General features: G+C 68.8%; 21 protein-coding genes, 1 tRNA gene and 2 pseudogenes. 14 read left to right on the forward strand and 10 right to left on the reverse strand.

Annotated features, from left to right (window positions below):
• Window positions 1-636 precede the first annotated feature (636 nt).
• From PJ250_RS11885 to PJ250_RS11900, 4 genes and pseudogenes are all read left to right on the forward strand, one after another.
• Window positions 637-2,526 (forward strand): M4 family metallopeptidase, encoded by a 1,890-nt coding sequence (locus tag PJ250_RS11885; RefSeq protein ID WP_333909481.1) that lies wholly within the window; start codon window positions 637-639, stop codon window positions 2,524-2,526.
• Between the two features lie 135 nt (window positions 2,527-2,661).
• Entirely contained in the window at window positions 2,662-3,759 is a 1,098-nt protein-coding gene (locus tag PJ250_RS11890) for a branched-chain amino acid aminotransferase (RefSeq protein ID WP_271644767.1), read from the forward strand.
• A gap of 445 nt (window positions 3,760-4,204) precedes the next feature.
• Window positions 4,205-5,959 (forward strand): annotated as a pseudogene (locus PJ250_RS11895) (S8 family peptidase); the annotation flags it as partial.
• Window positions 5,960-6,097: 138 nt separating this feature from the next.
• Window positions 6,098-6,328: pseudogene (locus tag PJ250_RS11900) on the forward strand (proprotein convertase P-domain-containing protein); the annotation flags it as partial.
• Between the two features lie 191 nt (window positions 6,329-6,519).
• On the opposite strand, the gene PJ250_RS11905 reads toward PJ250_RS11900, so the two are convergent.
• Genes PJ250_RS11905 through wrbA form a run of 3 tightly spaced genes read right to left on the reverse strand, consistent with a single transcriptional unit; the run spans window position 6,520 to window position 8,023 of the window.
• Window positions 6,520-7,005: an asparaginase domain-containing protein gene (locus PJ250_RS11905; protein ID WP_271648616.1), complete on the reverse strand. Its 486-nt coding sequence runs from the start codon at window positions 7,003-7,005 to the stop codon at window positions 6,520-6,522.
• A gap of 35 nt (window positions 7,006-7,040) precedes the next feature.
• Window positions 7,041-7,427: a DUF2069 domain-containing protein gene (locus tag PJ250_RS11910; protein ID WP_271644768.1), complete on the reverse strand. Its 387-nt coding sequence runs from the start codon at window positions 7,425-7,427 to the stop codon at window positions 7,041-7,043.
• The gene (wrbA, locus tag PJ250_RS11915) at window positions 7,424-8,023 is read right to left on the reverse strand and encodes an NAD(P)H:quinone oxidoreductase (protein WP_271644769.1); all 600 of its coding nucleotides are present in this window, start codon (window positions 8,021-8,023) and stop codon (window positions 7,424-7,426) included. Before wrbA ends, PJ250_RS11910 begins: the two co-directional genes overlap by 4 nt.
• Before the next feature lie 91 nt (window positions 8,024-8,114).
• Here wrbA and PJ250_RS11920 point away from each other — a divergent pair, with 91 nt between their 5' ends.
• Genes PJ250_RS11920 through PJ250_RS11930 form a run of 3 tightly spaced genes read left to right on the forward strand, consistent with a single transcriptional unit; the run spans window position 8,115 to window position 10,254 of the window.
• Complete coding sequence (locus PJ250_RS11920; RefSeq protein ID WP_271644770.1) at window positions 8,115-9,392, forward strand: YihY family inner membrane protein; 1,278 nt, start codon at window positions 8,115-8,117, stop codon at window positions 9,390-9,392.
• 53 nt (window positions 9,393-9,445) lie between these two features.
• Window positions 9,446-9,985: a TlpA family protein disulfide reductase gene (locus PJ250_RS11925; protein WP_271648617.1), complete on the forward strand. Its 540-nt coding sequence runs from the start codon at window positions 9,446-9,448 to the stop codon at window positions 9,983-9,985.
• A complete protein-coding gene (locus PJ250_RS11930) occupies window positions 9,982-10,254 on the forward strand; it encodes an acylphosphatase (protein ID WP_271644771.1) in 273 nt (90 codons plus the stop codon). Before PJ250_RS11925 ends, PJ250_RS11930 begins: the two co-directional genes overlap by 4 nt.
• A gap of 13 nt (window positions 10,255-10,267) precedes the next feature.
• Here PJ250_RS11930 and PJ250_RS11935 read toward each other — a convergent pair whose 3' ends face one another.
• The 5 genes from PJ250_RS11935 to PJ250_RS11955 form a co-directional block, all read right to left on the reverse strand.
• Window positions 10,268-11,329 (reverse strand): glycosyltransferase, encoded by a 1,062-nt coding sequence (locus PJ250_RS11935; protein ID WP_271644772.1) that lies wholly within the window; start codon window positions 11,327-11,329, stop codon window positions 10,268-10,270.
• 120 nt (window positions 11,330-11,449) lie between these two features.
• Window positions 11,450-12,235: a polyphosphate kinase 2 gene (ppk2, locus tag PJ250_RS11940; protein ID WP_271644773.1), complete on the reverse strand. Its 786-nt coding sequence runs from the start codon at window positions 12,233-12,235 to the stop codon at window positions 11,450-11,452.
• 36 nt (window positions 12,236-12,271) lie between these two features.
• Complete coding sequence (gene moaB, locus PJ250_RS11945) at window positions 12,272-12,790, reverse strand: molybdenum cofactor biosynthesis protein B (protein WP_271644774.1); 519 nt, start codon at window positions 12,788-12,790, stop codon at window positions 12,272-12,274.
• 103 nt (window positions 12,791-12,893) lie between these two features.
• Window positions 12,894-13,757, reverse strand: a complete 864-nt coding sequence (locus PJ250_RS11950; protein ID WP_271644775.1) for a hypothetical protein — start codon at window positions 13,755-13,757, stop codon at window positions 12,894-12,896.
• A gap of 82 nt (window positions 13,758-13,839) precedes the next feature.
• Window positions 13,840-15,144 (reverse strand): S8 family serine peptidase, encoded by a 1,305-nt coding sequence (locus PJ250_RS11955; protein WP_271644776.1) that lies wholly within the window; start codon window positions 15,142-15,144, stop codon window positions 13,840-13,842.
• Between the two features lie 61 nt (window positions 15,145-15,205).
• Here PJ250_RS11955 and PJ250_RS11960 point away from each other — a divergent pair, with 61 nt between their 5' ends.
• Both PJ250_RS11960 and PJ250_RS11965 read left to right on the forward strand, forming a co-directional pair.
• Complete coding sequence (locus PJ250_RS11960) at window positions 15,206-15,718, forward strand: RNA polymerase sigma factor (protein ID WP_271644777.1); 513 nt, start codon at window positions 15,206-15,208, stop codon at window positions 15,716-15,718.
• Entirely contained in the window at window positions 15,715-16,461 is a 747-nt protein-coding gene (locus PJ250_RS11965; RefSeq protein ID WP_271644778.1) for an anti-sigma factor family protein, read from the forward strand. Before PJ250_RS11960 ends, PJ250_RS11965 begins: the two co-directional genes overlap by 4 nt.
• Window positions 16,462-16,482: 21 nt before the next feature.
• Here the strand turns inward: PJ250_RS11965 and prfA are convergent, their stop codons facing one another.
• Together prfA and hemA are read right to left on the reverse strand one after the other, a co-directional pair.
• Window positions 16,483-17,565: a peptide chain release factor 1 gene (gene prfA, locus PJ250_RS11970; protein WP_271644779.1), complete on the reverse strand. Its 1,083-nt coding sequence runs from the start codon at window positions 17,563-17,565 to the stop codon at window positions 16,483-16,485.
• A complete protein-coding gene (gene hemA, locus PJ250_RS11975; RefSeq protein WP_271644780.1) occupies window positions 17,543-18,823 on the reverse strand; it encodes a glutamyl-tRNA reductase in 1,281 nt (426 codons plus the stop codon). Before hemA ends, prfA begins: the two co-directional genes overlap by 23 nt.
• 65 nt (window positions 18,824-18,888) lie before the next feature.
• On the opposite strand from hemA, the gene PJ250_RS11980 reads away from it, so the two are divergent.
• The 5 genes from PJ250_RS11980 to PJ250_RS12000 all read left to right on the forward strand — a co-directional run bounded on the left by PJ250_RS11980 (window position 18,889) and on the right by PJ250_RS12000 (window position 23,216).
• The gene (locus tag PJ250_RS11980; protein WP_271644781.1) at window positions 18,889-20,577 is read left to right on the forward strand and encodes a tetratricopeptide repeat protein; all 1,689 of its coding nucleotides are present in this window, start codon (window positions 18,889-18,891) and stop codon (window positions 20,575-20,577) included.
• The gene (gene lolB, locus PJ250_RS11985; RefSeq protein ID WP_271644782.1) at window positions 20,574-21,227 is read left to right on the forward strand and encodes a lipoprotein insertase outer membrane protein LolB; all 654 of its coding nucleotides are present in this window, start codon (window positions 20,574-20,576) and stop codon (window positions 21,225-21,227) included. Before PJ250_RS11980 ends, lolB begins: the two co-directional genes overlap by 4 nt.
• The gene (gene ispE, locus PJ250_RS11990) at window positions 21,224-22,108 is read left to right on the forward strand and encodes a 4-(cytidine 5'-diphospho)-2-C-methyl-D-erythritol kinase (protein WP_271644783.1); all 885 of its coding nucleotides are present in this window, start codon (window positions 21,224-21,226) and stop codon (window positions 22,106-22,108) included. The genes lolB and ispE overlap by 4 nt, the downstream gene beginning before the upstream one ends.
• Window positions 22,109-22,116: 8 nt before the next feature.
• A tRNA-Gln gene (locus PJ250_RS11995) sits at window positions 22,117-22,194 on the forward strand.
• A 62-nt stretch (window positions 22,195-22,256) separates the two neighbouring features.
• Window positions 22,257-23,216 carry a ribose-phosphate diphosphokinase gene (locus PJ250_RS12000; protein ID WP_271644784.1) on the forward strand — a complete coding sequence of 320 codons (960 nt, stop codon included), beginning with the start codon at window positions 22,257-22,259 and terminating at the stop codon, window positions 23,214-23,216.
• Window positions 23,217-23,246: the final 30 nt, after the last annotated feature.

The raw sequence follows: 23,246 nt of genomic DNA on the forward strand, positions 1-23,246 counted from the left end.
TGTGCGCATCGTTCCATCAATGCCGCCTCGCGCCGCAGCGGCAGCGTGAAGCGAACGGAAGGAGCGTGTCGATGCGGCATGACGCGATACGTTTGCATGGGATGGCTTTGGACTTCGCGCTGCGAGGGCAGTCCCAGATCGGCACTTTCGATGACAAGCGCTGTGTCGCGCGTCCATGAACCGTGGTTGACTCGCTGCGCACCACCCATTCGGGATGCGGCCTCTGGCCCTCCCTTGGCTATCGGATTCATGCGTCGCGACACGCACCAGTAGCACCGCATCGGTCCTGACAGGAGGTCGGCGACACCACACCGTATCGTGCGGACAACCAAGGACGGCCATGGTGGCTTTCCTCCGGCGATGCAGGCGGCTCCCGATTTCCATGAGGCCTGCGGCCGCATCGGTCACCCGGTGCGGACTGAAGCGCTTTTGTCGCGCTGTAAGACAACCACTGACGAGTTGCGTGCACATGCCCGGTCTTGCGTACAGGGGGGCTCATTGCGCGCGGGAGGACTGCGGCCTGCACCAAGCAGCCGGTCTTGCCCTGGCGGCCATCCCTGGCCGCCTGCCACCCAGTGGGGCGGCGGCAGGTCCCTGCCACTGTCCCTGGAAAACCCATTGAGGGAGATCGCAAACGTGATGCAAAACAAAGGACGTTCCATTGCCCTGTGGCTCAGCCCGCTGGCCATCGCCGTGTGTGCCGCCTCCGCCCAGGCGGCCACGCGCACCAACCTCAACAAGCAGGACGTGACCCAACTCCAGGCGCAGTACGCCGCTGCCGTACAGCGGCTGGGCGCGGTGCCGGCCCTGGCCGAGCGCCATGCCGAACTGGTCGGGCTCGATCCGCGCTCCACGCTCAAGCTGGTCCGGTCACGCACCGATCGCAGCGGTGCCAAGCACTATCGCTATCAGCAGGTCTACGACGGGCTGCCCGTGTTCGGCGAGCAGATCGTGGTCGGCGAGGACAAGGACGGCAACGTGCGCACGTTGTTCGGGCGCCGCATCGATGGCCTAGCCAGCGAGATCCCGCTCAACGCGTCAGTCCGTCTCAGCGGCGCGCAGGCTCTGGCAGCGGCAAAGACTCGGGCGCTGGGCAAGCAGGCCCTGACCCAGAAGATCGAGCGCGAGAAGAGCGAGAAGATGATCTTCGTCGACGAGGCCGGCAGGGCGCACGTGGCCTATGTGGTGAGCTTCTTCGCCGACAGCCCGACCGGTGGCGATCCCAGTCGCCCGATGGTCATCCTCGATGCGCAGACCGGCCGCGTGCTCAAGCAGTGGGATGCCTTGACCCATGCCGAGGTCGGGACCGGGCCGGGGGGCAACGCCAAGACGGGGCAGTACGAGTACGGCACCGACTTCGGCTATCTGGACGTCAGCCAGAGCGGCTCGACGTGCACGATGAACAACACCAACGTCAAGACGGTCAACCTCAATGGCGGGACCAGCGGCAGCACCGCGTTCTCGTACAGCTGCCCGCGTAATACGGTCAAGCAGATCAACGGCGCCTACTCGCCGCTCAACGACGCGCACTACTTCGGTGGCGTGGTGTTCGACATGTTCAACGACTATGTCGGCCAGGCGCCGCTGACCTTCCAACTGCAGATGCGCGTGCACTACAGCAGCAACTACCAGAACGCGTTCTGGGACGGCACCGGGATGACCTTCGGCGATGGCGGCAGCACGTTCTATCCCCTGGTGGCGCTGGACGTGTCCTCGCACGAGATCGCCCACGGCTTCACCGAGCAGAACTCCGACCTGACCTACTCCGGTCAGTCCGGCGGCATCAACGAGGCGTTCTCGGACATGGCCGGCGAGGCGGCCGAGTACTTCATGAACGGGAGTAACGACTTCGAGGTGGGCGCGCAGATCTTCAAGGGCAGCGGCGCGCTGCGCTACATGGAGGATCCCACCGCCGACGGCAGCTCCATCGACAATGCCGATGATTACTACAGCGGGCTAGACGTCCACTACTCGTCGGGGGTCTACAACAAGGCCTTCTACACGTTGGCGACCACCTCGGGCTGGACGACCAAGACGGCATTCCAGACCTTCGCCAAGGCCAATTCGGATTACTGGACCTCCAGCACGGACTACGATGATGGTGCGTGCGGTGTGGAAACGGCGGCCGAAGACCTTGGGCACGATGCCGATGACGTGACCGCGGCCTTCGCGGCGGTGGGTGTGAGCTGCGAGGGCGGCGGTGACGACGGCGGCTCGGGCACGGTCCTGGAGAACGACGTTCCGGTGTCCGGCCTGGCGGCCAGCCGGGGCGATTCTTTGAACTACACGATGCAGGTGCCGTCGGGGACCAGCAGCGTGCGCTTCTACATCTCCGGCGGCACCGGCGATGCGGACCTGTACGTGAAGGCCGGCAGCGCGCCGACCGACACCTCCTACGACTGCCGGCCCTACAGGTCCGGCAACAGCGAAACCTGCACCTTCTCCAACCCCAGCGCGGGGACGTACTACATCCGGATCAAGGCGTACTCGACCTTCTCCGGGGTGACCGTGCGCGGGCGTTACTGATCGTGGTGGTGTGAGTCGCAGGCCCCGGCGTGGCCGGGGCCTGTTGGTTGCGCTGGAAACGACGCGGGGCAGCGTGAATCGTCCTCTTGCGGGCGCTATCCTTGCGGGGTTTTGTTTCCGAGCAGGTAGCGCTCCATGTCTTCGTCGTCCACGGTTTTTTCCGTCCAGCGTTCCGGCCATGCGCGCAGCGCCGCTGAACGTGACCAGATCCTTTCCGCGCCGGGTTTCGGTACCCGGTTCACCGACCACATGGTCGCCATCACCTGGGACCGTGACCATGGCTGGCATGACGCGCAGGTGCGGCCCTACGGCCCGCTCTCGCTCGATCCCGCGGCCTCGGTCCTGCACTACGGCCAGGAAATCTTCGAGGGCATCAAGGCCTACCGCCACGCCGACGGCTCGATCTGGACCTTCCGTCCGCAGGCCAACGGCGCGCGCCTGCAGCGCTCGGCCAAGCGCCTGGCGCTGCCGGAGCTGCCGGTGGACCTGTTCGTGGAGTCGCTGCGCCAGCTGATCTCCGTGGACGCGCACTGGGTGCCCTCGGCACCGGAAACCAGCCTGTACTTCCGTCCCTTCATGATCGCCGACGAGGCGTTCCTAGGCGTGCGTGCCGCGCAGAAGGCGACCTACTACGTGATCGCCAGCCCGGCCGGTCCCTATTTCGCCAAGGGCGTGGCGCCGGTGTCGATCTGGCTGTCCACCGATTACGCGCGTGCCGGCAAGGGCGGTACCGGCGCGGCCAAGTGCGGCGGCAACTACGCCGCCTCGCTGCTGCCGCAGACCATCGCCCAGTCGAAGGGCTGTTCGCAGGTCCTGTTCCTGGACCCGGTCGAGGGCAAGTACATCGAGGAACTTGGGGGCATGAATGTGTTCCTGGTCTACCAGGACGGCACGCTGGTGACCCCGGCGCTGTCCGGCAGCATCCTGGAGGGCATCACGCGCTCGAGCATCCTCCAGCTGGCGCGCGATCGCGGCATGACCGTGCAGGAGCGCAAGATGTCCATCGACGAGTGGAAGCAGGGTGTGGCGTCAGGCGAGATCGCCGAGGTGTTCGCCTGCGGCACGGCCGCGGTGGTCACCCCGATCGGGGAGTTGAAGGGCGAGGGCTTTGCGGTGGGCAACCCGGATGCCGAGGCTGGCCAGGTCACCATGGCCCTGCGCAAGGAGCTGACCGACATCCAGTACGGGCGCCTGCCCGATCCCCATGGCTGGCTGGTGCGCCTGGACGGCTGAGTCCACGCCTCAAAGTTGAATGCGTGAGCAGGCCGGGCGGGTCATCCGCCCGGCCTGTTTTGTGTCGGCCCGCCCACGTGGCGCTCGTTGGCGGACGGCGCCTGGAGCCTTGTCCGGTGCGCCAGCGATGCTGCGACAGCAAAGACCTGTCCCGGGAAACGTATTCAGGGCGCGATCCGGACATCGGAGAAGTCGGCTCAGGCCATTTTTTGACGTGATGGCTGTCTCGATTTTAGAAAGTGGTGACATATTTCGTCACAAACCGTCCTGTGAGACCTGTCCAGGTCCTGTCGGCTCGGTTAGGTTCGGCTCAGGTTCGGCGCGACGCCGGGCCGTCATCCCCCGGAGATCGCAACGCAGTGCATGCAACGGCCTCGATGGATTCGAGGGCGATCGCCGGTCTTTTCCCGCAAGAAGCGGGTCAATTCACCCAGAGGGAATCCTGATGTCCGAAGTCTCCAAGCGCCGCCTGCGCCTGCATTCACTGGCCCTCGCCACCGTGGTGGCGATCTCCGCCCTGGGCGCGGTGCCCGCCATGGCGGCCGACCGCGTCAACCTGAGCGGCCTGCAGTCACCCGAGCAGCACAGCTTCGACCGTTTCATCGTGAAGTACCGCGACGGCAGCAGCGAGCAGGCCAGCGCCGCGTCGATGAAGCAGGCCCTGGGCAGCGCCGCGCGCGCGGTTCCCAGCGCGAAAGGACGGGCCCTGGGCCTGAACCACCTGCGCCGCACGGCGGTGGGCTCGGACGTGGTCACCACGGACCGCAAGCTGGACAAGGTGGAAGCCGAAACCCTGATGCGCCAGATCGCCGCCGATCCCAACGTGGAATACGTCGAGGTCGACAAGCTCAACCATGCGTACCTGACGCCCAACGATACTAATTTCAGCCAGCAGTGGGACTTCGGCACCGGCACCGGCGGCATGTACGCGACCAGCGCCTGGGACGTCACCAACGGCAGCGGGGCGGTGGTGGCGGTGCTCGATACCGGCATCACTTCGCACTCGGACCTCAACGCCAACATCCTGCCGGGCTACGACTTCATCGTGGATACCTTCGTGTCCAACGACGGCGACGGGCGCGACTCGGACCCGTCCGACCCAGGCGATGCCTATGCGGCCAACGAATGCGGCAGCGGCATCGGCGCGTCCAACTCCAGCTGGCATGGCACCCACGTGGCCGGCACCATCGCGGCGGTGACCAACAACAACAAGGGCGTGGCCGGCGTGGCGTATGGGGCCAAGGTGGTTCCGGTGCGCGTGCTGGGCAAGTGCGGTGGCTATGACTCGGATATTGCCGACGCGATCATCTGGGCCTCCGGCGGCACGGTCAGCGGCGTGCCGGCCAACCCGTATCCGGCCGAGGCCATCAACCTCAGCCTGGGTGGCAGTGGGGCGTGCGGCAGCACCACCCAGGCGGCCATCAACGGCGCGGTCTCGCGTGGGACCACGCTGGTGATCGCGGCGGGCAACGACAACACCAACGTCTCCAACGCCAGCCCGGCCAACTGCAACAACGTCATCGCCGTGGGCGCCACCACCAGCAGCGGCGCGCGCGCCAGCTACTCCAACTACGGCTCGCTGGTGGACATCGCCGCGCCGGGCTCGGGCATCCTGTCCACGCTCAACAGTGGTACGACCTCGCCGGGCTCGGAGACCTACGCGTCCTACAGCGGCACCTCGATGGCGACTCCGCACGTGGCCGGCGTGGTGGCCTTGATGCAGTCGGTGGCCAACCCGGCGCTGACTCCGGCCCAGGTCGAATCGATCATCAAGAGCAGTGCGCGCGCCTTCCCGTCCACACCCTCGCAGTCGATCGGTACAGGCATCCTGCAGGCACGCGCGGCGGTCGATGCCGCCGGTGGCGGCGGCGGGGACGACGGTGGTGGCGATACCGGCACCACGCTGACCAACGGCACGCCCAAGACCGGGCTGGCGGCCAGCAGCGGCAATTCGCTCAACTACACGATGACCGTGCCCGCTGGCGCGTCGAACCTGGTGTTCACCACCTCCGGCGGCTCCGGTGACGCGGACCTGTACGTCAAGTTCGGCAGTGCACCGACCGACAGCAGCTACGACTGCCGGCCTTACAAGACGGGCAACGCCGAAACCTGCACCATCGCCAGCCCCTCGGCCGGCACCTACTACGTGCGCGTCAAGGCGTACTCGACGTTCTCCGGCCTCAGCCTCAGCGGGAGCTACACCGCCGGTGGCAGCGGTGGAGGTTCCTCCCAGGCCTACAGCAACACCAGCGATGTGGCGATCAGCGACAACGCCACGGTCACCAGCACCATCAACGTGTCCGGGCGCAGTGGTAACGCCGGGTCCAGCGTGCCGGTGGCGGTGAACATCGTGCACACCTACATCGGGGACCTGAAGGTCGATCTGCTGGCACCGGATGGCAGCGTGTACGTGCTGCACAATCGTAGCGGCGGCAGCGCCGACAACATCAACAAGACCTATACCGTGAACCTGTCCAGCGAAGCCCTGAACGGTGCCTGGAAGCTGCGCGTCAACGACAACGCCAGCGGCGACACGGGCTACATCAACAGCTGGAGCGTCACCTTCTAAGCGCAGGGGCGAAGCTCGCGGGCAGCGCGCAGCGGATGCGCGGGACAGGAGGTTCGCCCGGAGCTTCCGCAGTAAAGCCAGTGCGCGACCTGGCAGACAGGGATGGCCTGCCGGGTCGCTTGGTTTTCATCGACCGAAGCAAAGCCCTGGCCCGGACCGGGCCCTTGCAGTCACTGCGCGCCAGGCGGCACTCAGGCCGCTTCGAAGCGGTTGGCCGCGACGTTCTTGCGCACGTGCCGCGGGTCCCAGATGCGGCCGTTCATGGCGATCCACACGCCCTCCGGTGCCGACTGCACCGCACCGACCGCGCAGCCGATGTTGAACTCCGCATCCGAGCCGCGGAAGCCCGCCGGATTGAGTGCGCCGGTCAGCACGATCACGCGGTCTTCCAGCGTCGACAACGTCTGCGCGGTGGCGACCATCGAGTCGGTGCCATGGGTGATCAGCACATGGCGTGCCGGCTGGGCGGCGATGGTGGCGCGCAGCAACTCGCGGTCGGCGTCGTTGATGTGCAGGGAATCCTTGCGGATGATCGGGATCACAGTGAAACGGAACGCCACGCCCAGTTCCTTCAGGATGCGGCCGATCTGCGGCTCGCCCACCTGGTAGTCGGACTTGTCGTCGAAATAGATCTTGTCGATGGTGCCGCCGGTGGTGACCACCAGCAGCTCATCCATCGGCTTGGAAAGAGGGTTCACGGGCCTGGACCTGGTTACGGCGAGGAGTCGTCGGGCGCGGATTCTACGCGGGTGCCACGCGCAGCCCCAGCCTTGCGTGCGAAGCGCCCGCGCAGCCCACGCCAGCTGGACGCGAAGACGATGACCAGCGCCAGCAGCAGTTCCAGCCAGCCATACAAGCGCACCTCCGGATGCGACCAGGCGGTCATCACGCCGTGGCTGAACCAGCCCAGCGCCAGCACGCCGGACCAGAACACCGCCAGCGGGCGCCCCAGCCGTGCGCCGATGGCCAGCAGCAGCGGCGGCAGGGTGAAGACCACGAGCGTGGCGATGACATGGCGATCGTCGCGGAACCACCAGCCGAACAGCGCCGAAAGAAGCAGGAGCGCGATGGCTAGCCCGGGGCGGGGAACCCGGGTCACGATGCCAGCGCCAGGCGCTGCGCGACCCGAGCCAGGCGCCGGCCCAGGGCACGGGCCAGCGCGGCTTCTTCTTCGCTGGGCTGCGGATCATCCTCGCCACCGGCCACGTGGCTGGCGCCGTAGGGCGTGCCGCCGGTGCGCGTGGTGCTCAGCAGCGGCTCGGTGTAGGGAATGCCGACGATCACACAGCCGTGGTGCAGCAACGGCACCTGCATCGACAGCAGCGTGGCCTCCTGGCCGCCGTGCTGGGTGGCAGTGGAGGTGAACACGGCCGCGGGCTTGTCCACCAGCGTGCCGCTGGCCCATTCGGCGCCGAGCGAGTCGATGAAGTACTTCATCGGCGCGGCCATGTTGCCGAAGCGGGTGGGGCTGCCGATCGCCAGGCCGATGCATTCGACCAGGTCGTTAGGCTCGACGTAGGGCGCGCCGTCCTCGGGAACGGGGGGCGCACTGGTCTGGGTGACGGCGGCCACCGGCGGCACGCTGCGCAGACGGGCGGACATGCCCTGGACTTCCCCGATGCCGCGTGCCAGCTGGCGCGCCAGGCGCGCGACCGAGCCGCCGCGGCTGTAGTACAGGACCAGGATCTCGGGCATCGGGCAGGGTGTCCATGCATCAACGGGGGCGCCAGTATCGGTCCATGGCGCTTGCCTGTCGCCCCACGGCGCTTCGGTTACCCTTGCGCCGATGTCCGTGTCCCACACCCTGCAACGCTGGAACGAGAACGTGCGCGACCGTGCGCGGGTGGCGGCGTTCTCCCAGTTCCTGCTCAAGCGCTTCTGGGACGACCGTCTGTTCCAGACCGCCGCGGCGCTGGCCTATACGACGATGTTCGCGCTGGTGCCGCTGGCAATGGTGGTATTCGGTGTGCTCTCGGCGTTCCCGGGATTTGCCCAGTGGAGCGACACGCTGAGTGACTACATCTTCTCCAACTTCGTGCCGAGCGCCGCGCGCGCGGCCGAAGGCTATCTGCGGCAGTTCTCGGAGGCCGCGCGCGATCTGACCGTGGCAGGTGTGATCGCGCTGGTGGTCTCGCTGCTGATCACGCTCAACAGCGTGGAGGCCGCGTTCAACCGGATCTGGCGCGTGTCCGGCTCGCGGCCGCGGCTGGGACGCTTTGTCATGTACTGGACGGTGCTCACGCTGGGCGCGCTGCTGTCGGCAGCCTCGCTGGCGATCACCGCGCGGGTGTTCGCGCTGCCCTTGTTCAAGACCGAACAGGGGCGGCAGATCGCCTCGATCGCCCTGGCCCTGGCGCCGGTGATGATCGAGCTGTGCGCCATCGCGGTGATCTACCGGGTGGTCCCGCACCGGTCGATCCACTGGCGCTACGCGTTTGCCGGCGCCCTGCTGGCGACCATCGGCCTGGAGCTGATCAAGTGGGGCATGGGCCTGTATCTGTCCAGTTTCGGTTCCTATACCCGCGTCTATGGCGTGGCGGCCGTAGCGCCGATCCTGATGCTGTGGATCTATCTGAGCTGGGGTTCGATCCTGCTGGGCGCCTCCCTGGCGGCCTCAATGTCGGCCTTCCGTTACCAGCCCGAGTCGATGCGCCTGCCACAGGGCTTTGAGATCTACGGACTGCTGCGGCTGCTGGGGCGCTTCCACGAGGCACGCGCAGAAGGCCGGGGGTTGAGCGATGACAAGATCCTGCAGCTCGAGCCGATGCTGACCGATTCGCTGGTGCAGGAGTTCCTCGAGCAGCTTTCGCGCATCAAGCTGCTGCGCTGTACCGAGGACGGCGAGTGGCTGCTGGCGCGTGACCTGGAAAGCACCTCGCTCGCCGAACTCTACGAGGCCTGCCAGCTGCGCGTGCCCATCGCCGAAGCGCATCTGCCCTGCCAGGACGATGCCTTGGGCCAGGCCGCGCGCGAAGCCCTCGACCGCATCCGCCTGCCGGTCCGCGACCTGCTGCGCCATCGTGCCGGCGCCCTGTATCCCCCTGTGTCGGAGCCGCGCTCTTGATCCGTTTCCCGCGATTCACTGCTTCCACCCTGTTGACGCTGGCCTGGCTGGCGATGGCCGGCTGCCAGCAACAGGCCCCATCCGCGTCCGACCCGCAGTCCTCCTCGGCGCCCGCGGCCGATGCGGCGCCTGCCGCGGCGTCGGAACACACGCCGGACCCGGCGACGCCGGTCGACCTGAAGGTCGTCACGACCGACGGTGCCGAATTCGATGTGGCCGCCCATCGGGGCAAGTGGCTGGTGGTGAATTTCTGGGCGACCTGGTGCCACCCCTGCCTGGCCGAGATGCCCGCCCTGTCGAAGATGGATGCGCAGCGCGAGGACATCGAAGTCCTGGGCCTGGCCTATGACGACATCGCACCCGATGCCTTGAAGGCGTTCCTCAAGCAGCACCCGGTGGGCTATCCGATCGCGCTGGTGGATGTGTATGCGCCGCCCGAGGCGTTCCCTCCGCCGGAGGGCCTGCCGACGACTTACCTGCTGGATCCGCAGGGCAAGGTGGCCGAGCGCTTCGTGGGGCCGGTGACGCCGGAGGACATCCAACACGTGGTCGACGCCGGATCGGCCGGGACCGGGCAGGGCGCGAGGCAATGAGCAGGGTCGCGGCCCGCTTCTTGGTCAGCGGAAGGGTGCAGGGGGTGTTCTTCCGTGCCTCCACGCGCGAACGTGCGCTGGCATTGGGGCTCGACGGCAGTGCGTGCAATCTGCCCGATGGCCGGGTGGAGGTGATCGCCTGCGGATCGGCTGCGGCGCTGGACACGTTAGCTGACTGGCTGCACGAGGGCCCAGCGACCGCCAGCGTAACCGAGGTGGTGCGTCAGACGTGGACCGAGTCGGTGCCGCCGGGGTTCGTCACCGGCTGAGACGTGCGTGGATTCAGCCGGCGCCTTGGCCGGGCAGCAGGGCCGCCATCAGGCGCGCCCCCACGCGTCGTCGTGCCGGCAGGCTGGTCTCCAGTTGAGGCTGCAAGGCCTGGGTCAGTCGCTCCGGGAAGGCGGCATCGTTGTCCAGGAAGAAGCGGCGCGCCGCCGCTCCTAGCGTCGCGCAAGCCTCTGCATCCAGGGCCAGGGCGCGTTCGACGGCGTTCTCGATGGCCGCCACGTCCACCTGGTAGCGGGTTCCCAGCGCCATCGGGCGCTGCGCAGCCGGTGCCAGCAGCAGGCCGCGCTCGGGGGTGACCAACTCGTTCATGGGCTCCCCATCGGTGGTGATGACCACCGCCGAGGTGCTCAGGGCTTCGACCAGATAATGGCCAAAGCCCTCTGCCTCGGACGGGCAGAGATGGAACTGGTGCGCATTCTGCAGCTGGCGCAGTTCGGCATCGTCCAGATAGTCGAGACGGTGGACGATGTTGGGCGCCTGCACCTGCGGCACGTCGCGCGACTGCACAACGGTGAGCGTGGGCCATTCCGGATGCCGCAGCCAGGCCTGGAACACGGCGTCGGTGCCCTTGGCGGTGCTGCGCCCTGCCACGTGTAGGAACGCGCGCTGCCGCGGGACGCAGGCGTCAAATCGTTCCTCGCTGGTGAAGCCGATATAGCGCGTGTTGCAGCCCAACTGCGCGAACACCCGTTCGGCATGGCGGGTCTTGCACAGCACGCGCTCGAATTGCGGCAGCAGCGGTATCCACTTGTCCCGCATCCACTCCGGATTGGGGACCAGCACGTTTCGCCGCGCCGCGGGCAGGCAGCCGCGGTAGACCCGCTCCAGAAATATCTGGATATCCACGGGGCCGGTCAAGGCTGACTTCAGACGGGTTCCGGCCTGAAGCAGGTTGTTGAACAGTCGAGTATCGCCAAAAGTCAGTGCTTCGCTTTCCAGCTGCGCACCGGAAAGAGCGCGGGCCATGGTGTCCAGGTCGCGCCGCAGGCCAACTCCGTTGTCACGGGTGATCAGACGGATACAGGCGGGCGTGGGGGGGGAGACGGTCGGAGCCATGATGACGTTTGGCACGGTCAGGGCGTGCCACTTGAACGGCATAATGACAGGTTGGCATCTTCACGTCATCCCAATTGCCGGCACATGTCACGCGGGCTTGTATGGTGTTTGCAGCATGTTTCAGTCCTGGTCGCTGACGTTAGAGATCGGCTTCAACAGGGTGAACGACTCCTTGAGCGGCTTGTGCTCGAGCGCGGGAAGTTCCAGGTCCGGGGGCGGGACGGTGGTATCGGGCAGGCGCGAGAGCAGGTCGCGGATCAGGGCCAGGCGGCCGCGCTTCTGGTCGTTGAAGTCCACCAGGGTCCAGGGCGCGTGGTGAGTGTGGGTCGCCGCGAGCATGGCCTCGCGCGCGTCGGTATAGGCCTGGTACTGGGTGCGCGCTTCCACGTCCACCGGCGAGAGTTTCCAGCGCTTGAGCGGGTTGTCCAGCCGTTCGGCGAAGCGTTCCTCCTGCTGGGCCTGGTCCACGGTCAGCCAGTACTTGAACAGCAGGATGCCGTCATCGATCAACAGCCGCTCGAAGATCGGTGTCTGCTGCAGGAAGGTCGTGTACTGGTCGGGCGTGCAGTACCCCATGACCCGTTCAACGCCGGCGCGGTTGTACCAGCTGCGGTCCATCAGGACGATCTCGCCAGCGGCGGGCAACTGGTGGACGTAGCGCTGGAAGTACCACTGCGTAGCTTCGCGGTCGCTGGGCTTGGGGAGCGCCACGACCTTGCACTGGCGGGGATTGAGGTGCTCGCGGATGGCGCTGATCGCGCCGCCCTTGCCGGCGGTATCGCGGCCTTCGAAGAGCACCACCACGCGCTTGCCGGTGCGCAGTAGCCAGCGCGAGAGGTTCACCAATTGCAGTTGCAGGGGCTCGAGTTCCTGCTCGTAGTCCTTGCGCTTGAGTTTCTTGCCCATCGATCCACACGCCTTTGGGGGAGATGGACGCCCGTTCTACTCCTTCAGGCGTGGGCGCAGCGTGGCGAGATTGCAGGGGCGGGTGCGCGCGTCCAGCTGGGCCGAGATGATCTTCTCCCAGGCCGTGCGGCAGGCCGAGGTCGAGCCTGGCAGGCAGAACACGAAGGTCTGGTTGGCCAGCCCGGCAAACGCGCGGGACTGCAGCGAGGAGGTGCCGATCTCCTCCACGCTGACCGCGCGGAACAGCTCGCCGAAGCCCGGCATCTGCTTGTCCAGCAGGGGCAGCACCGCCTCTGGCGTGGAATCGCGGCCGGTGAAGCCGGTGCCCCCAGTGACCAGGATGCCGTCGACTTCGTCATCGGCGATCCAGGCCGCGACGATGGCGCGCATCCGGTAGATGTCGTCCTTGACCAGCGTGCGGTCGCGGACCAGGTGGCCGGCCTCGGTGAGCGCGCCCACCAGGTAGTCGCCGGAAGTGTCGTTGGCCAGGGTGCGGGTGTCCGAGACGGTCAGCACGCACAGGCGCAGGGGAATCAGGGTGTCGGCATGGCTCATCCCGTCAGCCTAAGCGCTGGGCCGTGAGGCTTCAACGCACCGGCTCGATAGAGCGGCGCCGGCCTTCCGAAGGCGGCCGGCGCCGGTGTATCAGCCAAGCCGCTTACGGCTGGGTGTCGGTGCTGGCCGAGCCATCGGCCGAGCCGCCGATCGAGGCATTCGCACCACTGCGCGAGGCGCTGCCGCTGGCATGGCCCGACGTGGTACCGGTGCCGGTGGTGTCGCCCAGCGTGCCGTTGCCGCTCGCGCTACCGGAAGCGGAGCCGCTGCCGCTGGCCGATGAGGCGCTGTTACCGACCTGGGATGCGGCGGCACCGGCCCGGCTGGCAGTGTTCTGCACGCCGCTCTGGGTGCGGGCGGCGACTGTCTGCGCCGTGTCGCGCACGCGGCTGGCCGCGTTGCGTGCCCCCTGCGCGGCCTGGGTGGAGCCCGTGCGGGCCGTGTCGGCGGTCTGGCTGGCGGTGGACTGGGCGGCGCCCGTCACCCCGCTGGTATCGACGGCGGCCGAACCTGCCGCGTTGCCGGCCCCGTTGAGCGCGCCGCTCAGGTCGCCGTTGGACGCGCTGCCTGCGGCGTTGCCGGTGCCACGGGCATCGCCGGTCACCGAGGCGGCCGAGCCGGCGGCGTTGCCGAGCGTCTGCACCTGCTGGCCCAGCCCCTGCGTCTGGCTGGCCACCGACGCGGTGGTCGCCGCCGCGCGCTCCTTGGCGCGCTGGGCGGCGCGTTCGGCACGGGTGCGACTCTGCTGCAGACGATCGCCGGCCATGCCACGAGTGGTGTCGATCGTGTTGCCGATGCCGCCCATGGACGGGCCGACGCCGCCGATCTGGCCGCCGATGTTGCCGGCACCGCCGATGGCGCCGCCCACCTGGCCGCCCAGGCCGCCAAGGACCTGGGCCGAGGTGCCGGTGCTGCCCAGAGCAAGCACGATCGCGGCGGTGGCCAACTTCAGCGTGGTGTGACGCATGGGATGTCTCCTCGTTGGCGCGGGAAATCCGCTGCCTTCAAAGAGTCCTACGCCTGGAGGTGCACGTTTCTTCCCGGTGCCCCTAGCGTGTTGCCGCCTGTTCATCCGGCGTGTCCGGCACCAACCCGCGGCCGTAGATCGGGTCCGGGCCGGGGGCGCCAAGATCGCGCGCATGCGCCGACAGGGCATCGAGCAGGGCGTCGGCATCTTGCTCAGGGCGCGCGGCCAGGGCTTGGGCGGCGAGTGCGGCCACGTGTGGCGCGGCGAACGAAGTGCCGCGCATGCGTCGGTATCCGCCCCCCGGCGCGGCGGCTTGGACCTGCGCGCCGACCGCAGCCAAGTCCACTTGCGCGCCACGCCCGGCCTCGGGCAGGACGCGATCGCGCGGGTCCACTGCGGTCACGCCGATCACCCGAGGATAAGCCGCGGGAAACAGTGGCGGCGCGGCGGGTCCGTCGTTGCCGACCGCGGCGACCACCACCATGCCGCGCCCGAGCGCCGCAGCCACCGCGCGCTTGAGCAACGCATTGTCCGGGCCAACCAGGCTGAGGTTCACCACGCGCACCCGCTGCTGTACCAGCCAGGCCAGCGCCTTTGCCACGTCCAGCGCATTGCCCCCGGTCGGCGTGCCGCAGTACACATCGGCCGCGAATAGGTGCACCCCGGGGTGGGCGTGCCGGCCATTGCCGACCAGCAGCGAGGCCACGGCCGTGCCATGCAGGTCCGGGTGCGGCTGGTCGTCGCAGCCCCATTGCTGGATCTGCGCACCCGCCAGCGCGGGATGGTTGGCGTCCACGCCGCTGTCGACCAGACCGACTCGCCACGGCGTTCCAGCCTGGGGTGCCGGCGTCGCGGCCACGCCCCGGGTCGGCTCCGCTGCGCCGCCCTGTGCATAGAGATGGTCGTAGTCGTAGCTGCCGGACGGATCCAGCCGGCGCAGCGTGTCCACCGCCTCGCGCGTGGACACGCCGGGCGGGGCATGCAGCGACACCACGTCCAGGCCCAGGGTGTCCAGGTGGTGCGGAGGCTCGACGGTAAAGCCGGCCCGGCGTGCAAGTTCCAGGGCCTCGGGGGTGGGCGCCAGCGCCAGCACCTGGCCGCGCACGACGACGTTGTCGTTGGCATCGGTATCCAGTGCATCGCGATGCTGGCGCAACAGCTGGCGTTGGGCCAGCATGCGTGCGCGGGTCAGGGTGCGGTCGATGGTCGTGGTGGTATCGCGCAATAGCGGATCGACCGTCTGGGTCAGGCCCCGGGTGATCGGCGCGGTGGCCTGCTGCGGGGGCTGAAGAGGCTGCAGTTGCGCGTGCGCCGCCGGCGCCAGGACCAGGCACGCCGCAAGGGCGGCGGCTTGCGCTAGGATCGCGCCGCCCTGGGTGCGTCGCATCGGTGTACAACATGGTGTGCCTGCCATGGAAGCAATCTGGCTTCCCGAACGTATACCTCCCATGAAGCATGACGCGGCGACCCCGTCCTTCCGCCAGGCGCTGTGCGAGCGGCTGCCGAAACTGCGCCGTTACGCCCACCACCTGGCCGGGACGCGGCACGATGCCGACGACCTGCTTCAGGTCGCCGCCGAGCGCGCGTTGGCGCGGGCGGCGCAGTGGGATCCGGCCCAGCCGCTGGATCCGTGGCTGTATCGCATCGTGCGCAACGCCTGGATCGACGAGGTGCGGTCGCGCCGGCGCGGGCAGGAGGTGTTCGCCGATGCCGAACTGGGTGAACGGGTCGGCGTGACGACCGTCGAGGCACACGCGGTGCGCCTGTCGGTCGAGGCGGCGATGGCGCGTTTGCCCGAGGAGCAGCGCAGCGCCATCGCGTTGGTGCTGGTGGAAGGCTTGGCTTACCGCGAGGCGGCACAGGTCCTGGACATCCCGATCGGCACCCTCACCAGCCGGCTGGCACGCGGCCGCGAGGCGTTGCAGGCCCTGCTGGGCGACGAACCTGGAGCAGCGACATGACGATCGACGAAGCGACCCTGATGGCCTACCTGGACGGTGAACTGGATGCGCAAGGCGTCGCGCAGGTCGACGCTGCGATGGCACGCGACGCGGAACTGGCCGCGCGGATCGCGCGCCAGCGTCGCCTGGATGCCCGCCTGCGCACCTCGCATGCGGCAGCGGCGCAAGCACCCGTGCCCGATGCGTTGCTGCAGGGGGTGCTCGGCACCGGGGCCGCATCGAAGGCGGACGCGAGCGAGGCAACGACGGCCCCGGGTCATGTCGTGGCGTTCGCGCCACGGAGGCGGGCGCGCACGGTATGGACCCACCTCGGCGCGCTGGCCGCCGGCATCGTGCTGGCGGTGATCGCGCTGCCATGGCTGCGGGGCCCCCGTGAGGCAGATTGGGTGCAGTGCAGCGACGGGCTGCACGCACGGGGTGAGCTGGCCGCGGCGCTGGACGACCAGCTGTCCGTCGATCGCGCTGGCAGGGTGCAGGTGGCGCTGAGCTTCCGCGACCAGGGGGGGCGCTACTGCCGCGCTTTCAGCATGGCTTCGGCCAGGACCGCCGGCCTGGCCTGTCGCGATGGGCAGGGTTGGTCGTTGCCGGTGCTCGCGCACGAGGAAGAGCTCGCGCAGGGACCGATGCGCCAAGCGGCTTCGCCGCTGCCTGCTGCGGTGCTCGACGCGGTGGATGCGCGCATCGCCGGCGAAGCGCTGGATGCAAAGGGCGAACAGGCCGCGCGCAAGGTGGGCTGGCGCTAGGTCAACGAAAAACTGGGCGAATCAGCCCGCAGCCAATCGCGCCAACTCATCGGCCTGGTGTTCGTGCACCAGGCGGCCGATCAGGTCGTCCATGCCGCCTTCGATGATGTTGGGCAAGTCGTACAGGGTCAGGCCCTCGACGCGGTGGTCGGTGATCCGGCCCTGCGGGAAGTTGTAGGTGCGGATGCGCTGGCTGCGGTCGCCGCTGCCGACCTGCAGCTTGCGGGTCTGGGCTTCGGCGGCGGCCTGGCGGCTGCGTTCGGCGTCCAGCAGCTGCGCCTTGAGCCGCTTCATGGCCTTGTCGCGGTTGGCATGCTGGCTGCGCTCGGTCTGGCACTCGACCACCACGCCGGTCGGGATGTGGGTGATGCGGATGGCCGAGTCGGTCTTGTTGACGTGCTGCCCGCCCGCGCCGGAGGAGCGGAAGGTGTCGACCTTCAGGTCGGCTGGATTGATCACGATCTCCTCGACCTCGTCGGCCTCCGGGATGATCGCCACCGTCGCGGCGGAGGTGTGGATGCGGCCCTGCGATTCGGTGGCCGGCACGCGCTGCACGCGATGGGTGCCCGATTCGAACTTCAGCCTGGAATAGGCGCCGCGGCCGACGATGCGCGCCACCACTTCCTTGTAGCCGCCGTGTTCGCCGGGGCTGTCCGATTCGACTTCGACCTTCCAGCCCTGGCGCTCGGCGTAGCGCGCATACATGCGGAACAGGTCGCCGGCGAAGATCGCCGCTTCGTCGCCACCGGTGCCGGCGCGGACTTCCAGAAACAGGTTGCCCTCGTCGCGCGGGTCGTGCGGGACCAGCAGCAACATCAGGGCCTCGTCCAGTTCGCTCAGCCGTGCCTGGGCGCTGGTGATCTCTTCCTCGGCCAGTTCGCGCAGCTCCGGGTCCTCGCGCATGGCCTGCGCGGCGGCCAGGTCGGCGCGGGCCTGGGCCTCGGCCGCCAACGCGGTGGCGAGCGGCTCGAGCTGGGCGAACTCGCGCGAGAGGTTGCGGAAGCGCTCGTTGTCGCTGGCAACCTCGGGATCGGCGAGCAGGCGTTCGAGTTCCTCACGGCGCTCTGCCAGCGCCTCCAGCTTACGGCGCAGGGTCGGCGTCATCGGGCAACTTGGCGTGGGAGTAGGGCGCCTTGGCCGGGAACATCCGTTCGGCAGCGCGGGTCAGGTCGGTATCGCCGGACAACGCCGCTTCGCGCAGTGCGGCGGTGGGTGGATGCAGCAGGCGGTTGGTCAGGGTGTGGGCCAGGAATTCCAGGACTTCGGCCGGGTCGCGGCCTTGGGTCAGCTGGGCCTGGGCCTTCTCCAGGACCTCCTGGCGGGTGGCGTCGCCGTAGGCGCGCAGGCGTTTGAGCGGGGCCTGGCGGCTGCCGGCCTGCAGGGTCTCGACGAAGCGCGCCACCTGCAGGTCGATGATGGTCTCGGCCTCGTCGGCGGCCTGGCGGCGACCGCGGCGGTTTTCCTCCACCGCGCGCTCCAGGTCGTCCACCGTATACAGGTAGGCGTCGGCCAGCTCGGCCACGCTGGCCTCGATGTCGCGCGGTACGGCCAGGTCGAACAGCATCATCGGCTTGTGTTTGCGCCGCGCCAATGCCTCGACGACCTGGGCGCGGTTGATGACCGGCTCTCGTGCGGCGGTGGCCGAGAACACGACGTCGGCCTCGGCCAGGTGGCGGTCCAGTTCGGTCAGGGGCAGGGCCACCCCACCGTGGCGGCTGGCCAGTTCCTGGGCATGGGCCAGGGTGCGGTTGGCCACCAGCAGGCGCCGGACCTTGCCTTCGCTCAGGTGCCTGGCGGCCAGTTCGATGGTTTCGCCGGCGCCGACCAGCAGGACGGTCGAGTCGCTGAGGCGGGCGAAGGAGTTCTGCGCCAGGCGCACGGCGGTGGAGGCCACCGACACCGGGTTGGCGCCCACGCGGGTATCGGTGCGGGCCCGCTTGGCCACCGAGAAAGCCTGTTGGAACAGACGATCCAGGCCGCTGCCCAGCGCGTGATGCTCGCGCGCCAGCGCCCAGGCGTCCTTGACCTGGCCCAGGATCTGCGGCTCGCCCAGGACCATCGAATCCAGTCCGGTGGCGACCCGGAACAGGTGGCGCACCGCCTCGGCGTCGCGGTGGCGATACAGGTAGCCGTCCAGCCCTTCGCCATGGGTGGCCAGCCACTGCACCAGCGGCGTGGCGTCCTCGGCCATCGCGTAAAGCTCGGTGCGGTTGCAGGTGGACAGCAGCGCCGCTTCACTCACCTGCGGCAGCGCGCGCAGGGCGGCCAGCGCCTCGGGCAGCGCATCGCCGGCAAAGGCCACCCGCTCACGCAGGCTGACCGGCGCGGTCTGATGGTTCAGTCCAAGGACCCACAACGTCATCTTTTAGGGCTTGCGCTAAGCTGCTGGCTGTTTGATCCCCCCATTTTACGGCCCGGTTCCCCCTAATGCCCGCAAAGATGCGTTTCGTTCCGTCGTTGGTGCTGCTGGTTGCCGGTTTTGCGTCAGTCCCGGCCCTCCAGGCCCGGCAACCGGCCAAGGCGGAAACGACGACTTCGAGCGTGCTGGAGCCGGTCATGGCGGGGGAATTCGCCCTGCAGGCCGGCAAGCTCCCGGAGGCTTCCCAGCTGTACTTGGAGGCAGCGGAGGCCAGCGAGGACACCGGTCTGGCCGAGCTCGCCACGCGGATCTCGCTGCTGGCCAACGACGATGCGCGCGCGGCCCGGGCGCTGAAGCTGTGGAAGCGTCGCGCGCCCGAATCGCTGGCGATGCGGGCGGCCGAGGCCACCCTGTCCCTGCGTCAGGGGCGCGAGCGGGCCGCCCGCCGCGAGCTTGAATCCCTCCTGCGCGACCCCGATCCCCAGGCGTGGCGCTATGCGCTGACTGCGCTGGGCAGCGGCGGGCGCGATCCGGCGCTGTCGGCGCGTGTGCTGGGCCGGCTGCTGGATGACCAGGCCCTGCCCAATGAGCTCAACGTGTGGCTGGCGTTCGGCGGACTGGCCCAGTCGCTGCAGCAGCCCGCCCTGGCCGAGCGCATCGTGGGGCAGGTGATCGCCCGGTTCCCGGTCAATCCGCGCGTGGCCCTGCTGCATGCCAGTCAGCTGCGCCAGGCCGGGCGCACCGACGAGGCCCGCCAGGTGCTGGACGGGTTGGAGCCCGGCGCCACCCAGGACGCCAACATGCGCCTGGGCATCGCCTCCGAATTCGACGCCCTGGGCCTGCCCGCGCAGGCCGCCGCCGCCCTGGCCAATGGTCCGCAGGACACCCGCACCTACGGCCTGCGGGCTTCGTTGTTGGCCAAGGCCGAGGACACCGCCGGCCTGGGTGCGCTTTACAAGGAGGCCGGCGGGGCGGATGACGCGCAGGTGCGCGACCCGGCGCAGCGGCTCCTGCTGGGCCAGATCGCCGAATACCTCAAGCGTCCGCAGCAGGCGCTGGACTGGTACCAGGGCGTGGGCGAAGGCGAGCAGAAGGTGGAAGCGCGCCTGCGCGCGGCCAATACGCTATACGCGCTGGGGCGCAAGCAGGACGCGTTCGATCGCGTCCACGCGCTGCAGGCCGATGCCTCGGTGGATGAGCCCGCGCGCCGCGACGCCTATCTGCTGGAGGCCGAGCTGCGCCAGAAGGAGGGCGATGACGCCGGAGAACTGGACGCCCTGGCGCGCGGCCTGGCCGCCTATCCGGACGACACCAATCTGCTTTACGCGCGCGGCCTGGCATGGGAGCGGCGCGACCGCATCGACCGTGCCGAGGCCGACCTGCGCCGGGTCCTGGTCACCGATCCCACCAATACCGCTGCGCTCAACGCGCTGGGGTACACCCTGGCCGACCGGACCGAGCGCTACAAGGAGGCCCTGGAGCTGATCGACCGGGCCCGCGCGGCCGAGCCGGACGAGCCGGCGATCATCGACAGCTATGGCTGGGTGCTCTATCGCCTGGGCCGCAAGGACGAAGCCCTGGTGCAGCTGCGCCGGGCCTACACCTTGATGAAGGATCCGGAGATCGCCGCCCACCTGGGCCAGCTGCTGTGGGAGCGCGGCCAGCACGATGAAGCCCGACGCTATTTCGACGAGGCGCGCAAGCTCGACCCGCAGAACCGCTCGCTGCAGCGCGCGCTGGAGAAGACCGGCGCATGAAGTCCTCGCTGAAAACCGCCGCCAGCCTGGCGCTGGCGATGTTGCTGGCCGGCTGCACCACGCTGGGTCCCCGTCCGACCGCGCCGGCCGCAGGCCCCGCGGATCCGGCCGCCGCCGCCGCGAACCAGGCCGCGCGCGAGCGCTGGCTGCAGGCGCATCCGGACTGGGCGCTGGAAGGGCGGGTCGCGATCCGGCGCGCCGACAAGGGTGGCAGCGGTCGCATCGACTGGCGCCAGCGCGGCGCCCAGTTCGATGTGTCGCTCAGCGCGCCGGTCACCCGGCAGAGCTGGCGCCTGACCGGCGACGGGCAGGGCGTGCTGCTCGAAGGCCTGGACGGAGGGCCGCTGCGCGGCGCCGATGCCGGCCAACTGCTGTTGGCGGCCACTGGCTGGGAAATCCCGGTGCAGGCGCTGGCCTATTGGATCCGTGGCCAGGCCGCGCCTGGGCCCGCGCCCGGCGATCTTCAGTACGGCGCCGATGGCCTGCCCGCGTTGCTGGAACAGTCCGGTTGGCGCATTGCCTACACCGCCTGGCAGCCCGCGGGCGCCGATGTTCCGGCGTTGCCCTCGCGGATCGAGGCCGAGCGCGGCGACTCGCGCGTGCGCCTGATCATCGATGCCTGGCAGCCTGCCGGCGCGGCGACGCCATGAGCGCCAATGCCATGCCGGGCGGCTGGTCGTGGTGGCCGGCACCGGCCAAGCTCAACCTGTGCCTGCGCATCATCGGCCGCCGCGAGGATGGCTATCACGACCTGCAGAGCGCCTTCCGCCTGCTGGACTGGGGCGACCGGGTCGGAATCCGGGCCCGTGAGGACGGGCGCATCACCCGCGTCGGCGCCTCCGTTCCCGGCGTGGCGGAGGCGGACGATCTGCTTGTGCGTGCTGCGATCCTGCTGCAGAAACACGCAAAATGCGCGCTTGGTGCCGATATCTGCGTCGAAAAGGAAATTCCTGCCGGTGGCGGATTTGGCGGCGGGTCCTCCGATGCGGCGACGGTCCTGCGGGTGCTGGACCGCCTGTGGGGGCTGGATCTGGGCGAGGACACACTGGCCACGCTGGGCCTGGCGCTGGGCGCGGATGTGCCGGTCTTCGTGCGCGGGCGCAACGCCTGGGCCGAGGGGGTGGGTGAGCGGCTGACGCCCCTGGACCTGGCCCCGGCCTGGTATGTGCTGGTCGACCCGGGCGTCCACGTGGCCACGGCCAAGCTGTTCGGTGCGCCGGATTTGACGCGCAATGCCCCACCCGTGAAAATAGCGGACTTCCTTTCCGGATCTGTGCCCGACAACGTGTTCGAGCCGGTGCTGCGTCGCCGGGAACCTGCCATCGAGGCGGCGTTCCAGGCCTTGTCCAGCATCGGGACGCCACGACTGACGGGGACGGGCAGCGGCTGTTTCGTGGAGTTCGCAAGCCTTCAGGCCGCCCAGGCCGGATTGGCGCTGCTGCCTGCGAACCAGCAGGGCTGGGTGGTGGCCGGGGCGGCGCGTTCGCCCCTGCTGGACGCGCTGGAAGGGAAAGTGCAGGACGCGGACTGATGTTTTACTGGGGCGTCGCCAAGAGGCCTAAGGCACCGGGTTTTGATCCCGGCATTTCGCAGGTTCGAATCCTGCCGCCCCAGCCAGCCCGTCGTTCGTGTGCCGCCGCCGATTCAAGACGTTCCACCGCAGTCATCGAGAACCCCCCGTGCAAGACGAACGCAGCCTGCTGGTCTTCTCCGGCAACGCCAACAAGCCGCTGGCCAAGAGCATCTGTCGCGAACTGGGCGTGCGCCCGGGCAAGGCGATGGTCTCGCGCTTCTCCGACGGCGAAGTGCAGGTGGAGATCGAGGAGAACGTCCGCCGCCAGGAAGTGTTCGTGGTGCAGCCCACCTGCGCGCCCACGGCCGAGAACCTGATGGAACTGCTGGTGCTGATCGACGCGCTCAAGCGCGCCAGCGCCGCCAGCGTGACCGCCGTGGTGCCGTATTTCGGCTATTCGCGCCAGGACCGTCGTCTGCGCTCCTCGCGCGTGCCGATCACCGCCAAGGTCGCCGCCAAGATGTTCAGCGCCGTCAGCGCCGACCGTGTGCTGACCGTGGACCTGCATGCCGACCAGATCCAGGGCTTCTTCGACATCCCGGTGGACAACGTCTACGCATCGCCGCTGCTGCTGGCCGACATCTGGCGCGCCTACGGCACCGACCGGATGATGGTCGTCTCGCCGGACGTGGGCGGCGTGGTCCGCGCCCGCGCCATCGCCAAGCGCCTGGACGATGCGGACCTGGCGATCATCGACAAGCGCCGCCCGCGCGCCAACGTCTCCACCGTGATGAACATTATCGGCGACGTGGAAGGCAAGGAATGCGTGATGGTCGATGACATCGTCGACACGGCCGGCACCCTGTGCGCCGCCGCGGCCGCGCTCAAGGACCGGGGCGCGACCAAGGTCGCCGCCTACTGCACCCACCCGGTGCTGTCCGGCCCGGCCGTGGACAACCTCAACAAGTCCGTGCTCGACGAGCTGGTGGTCACCGACACCATCCCGCTGTCCGATGCGGCCCGCGGCTGCAGCAAGATCCGTCAGCTCTCGGTGGCCAGCATGCTGGCCGAGACCATCCGCCGCATCGCCTTCGGCGAATCGGTCAGTTCGCTCTACGTGGACTAAGCATTCCGGCGGGCGGGGGAATCCTCCATC

This window comes from Pseudoxanthomonas sp. JBR18 (assembly GCF_028198165.1).
Classification (GTDB): Bacteria; Pseudomonadota; Gammaproteobacteria; order Xanthomonadales; family Xanthomonadaceae; genus Pseudoxanthomonas_A.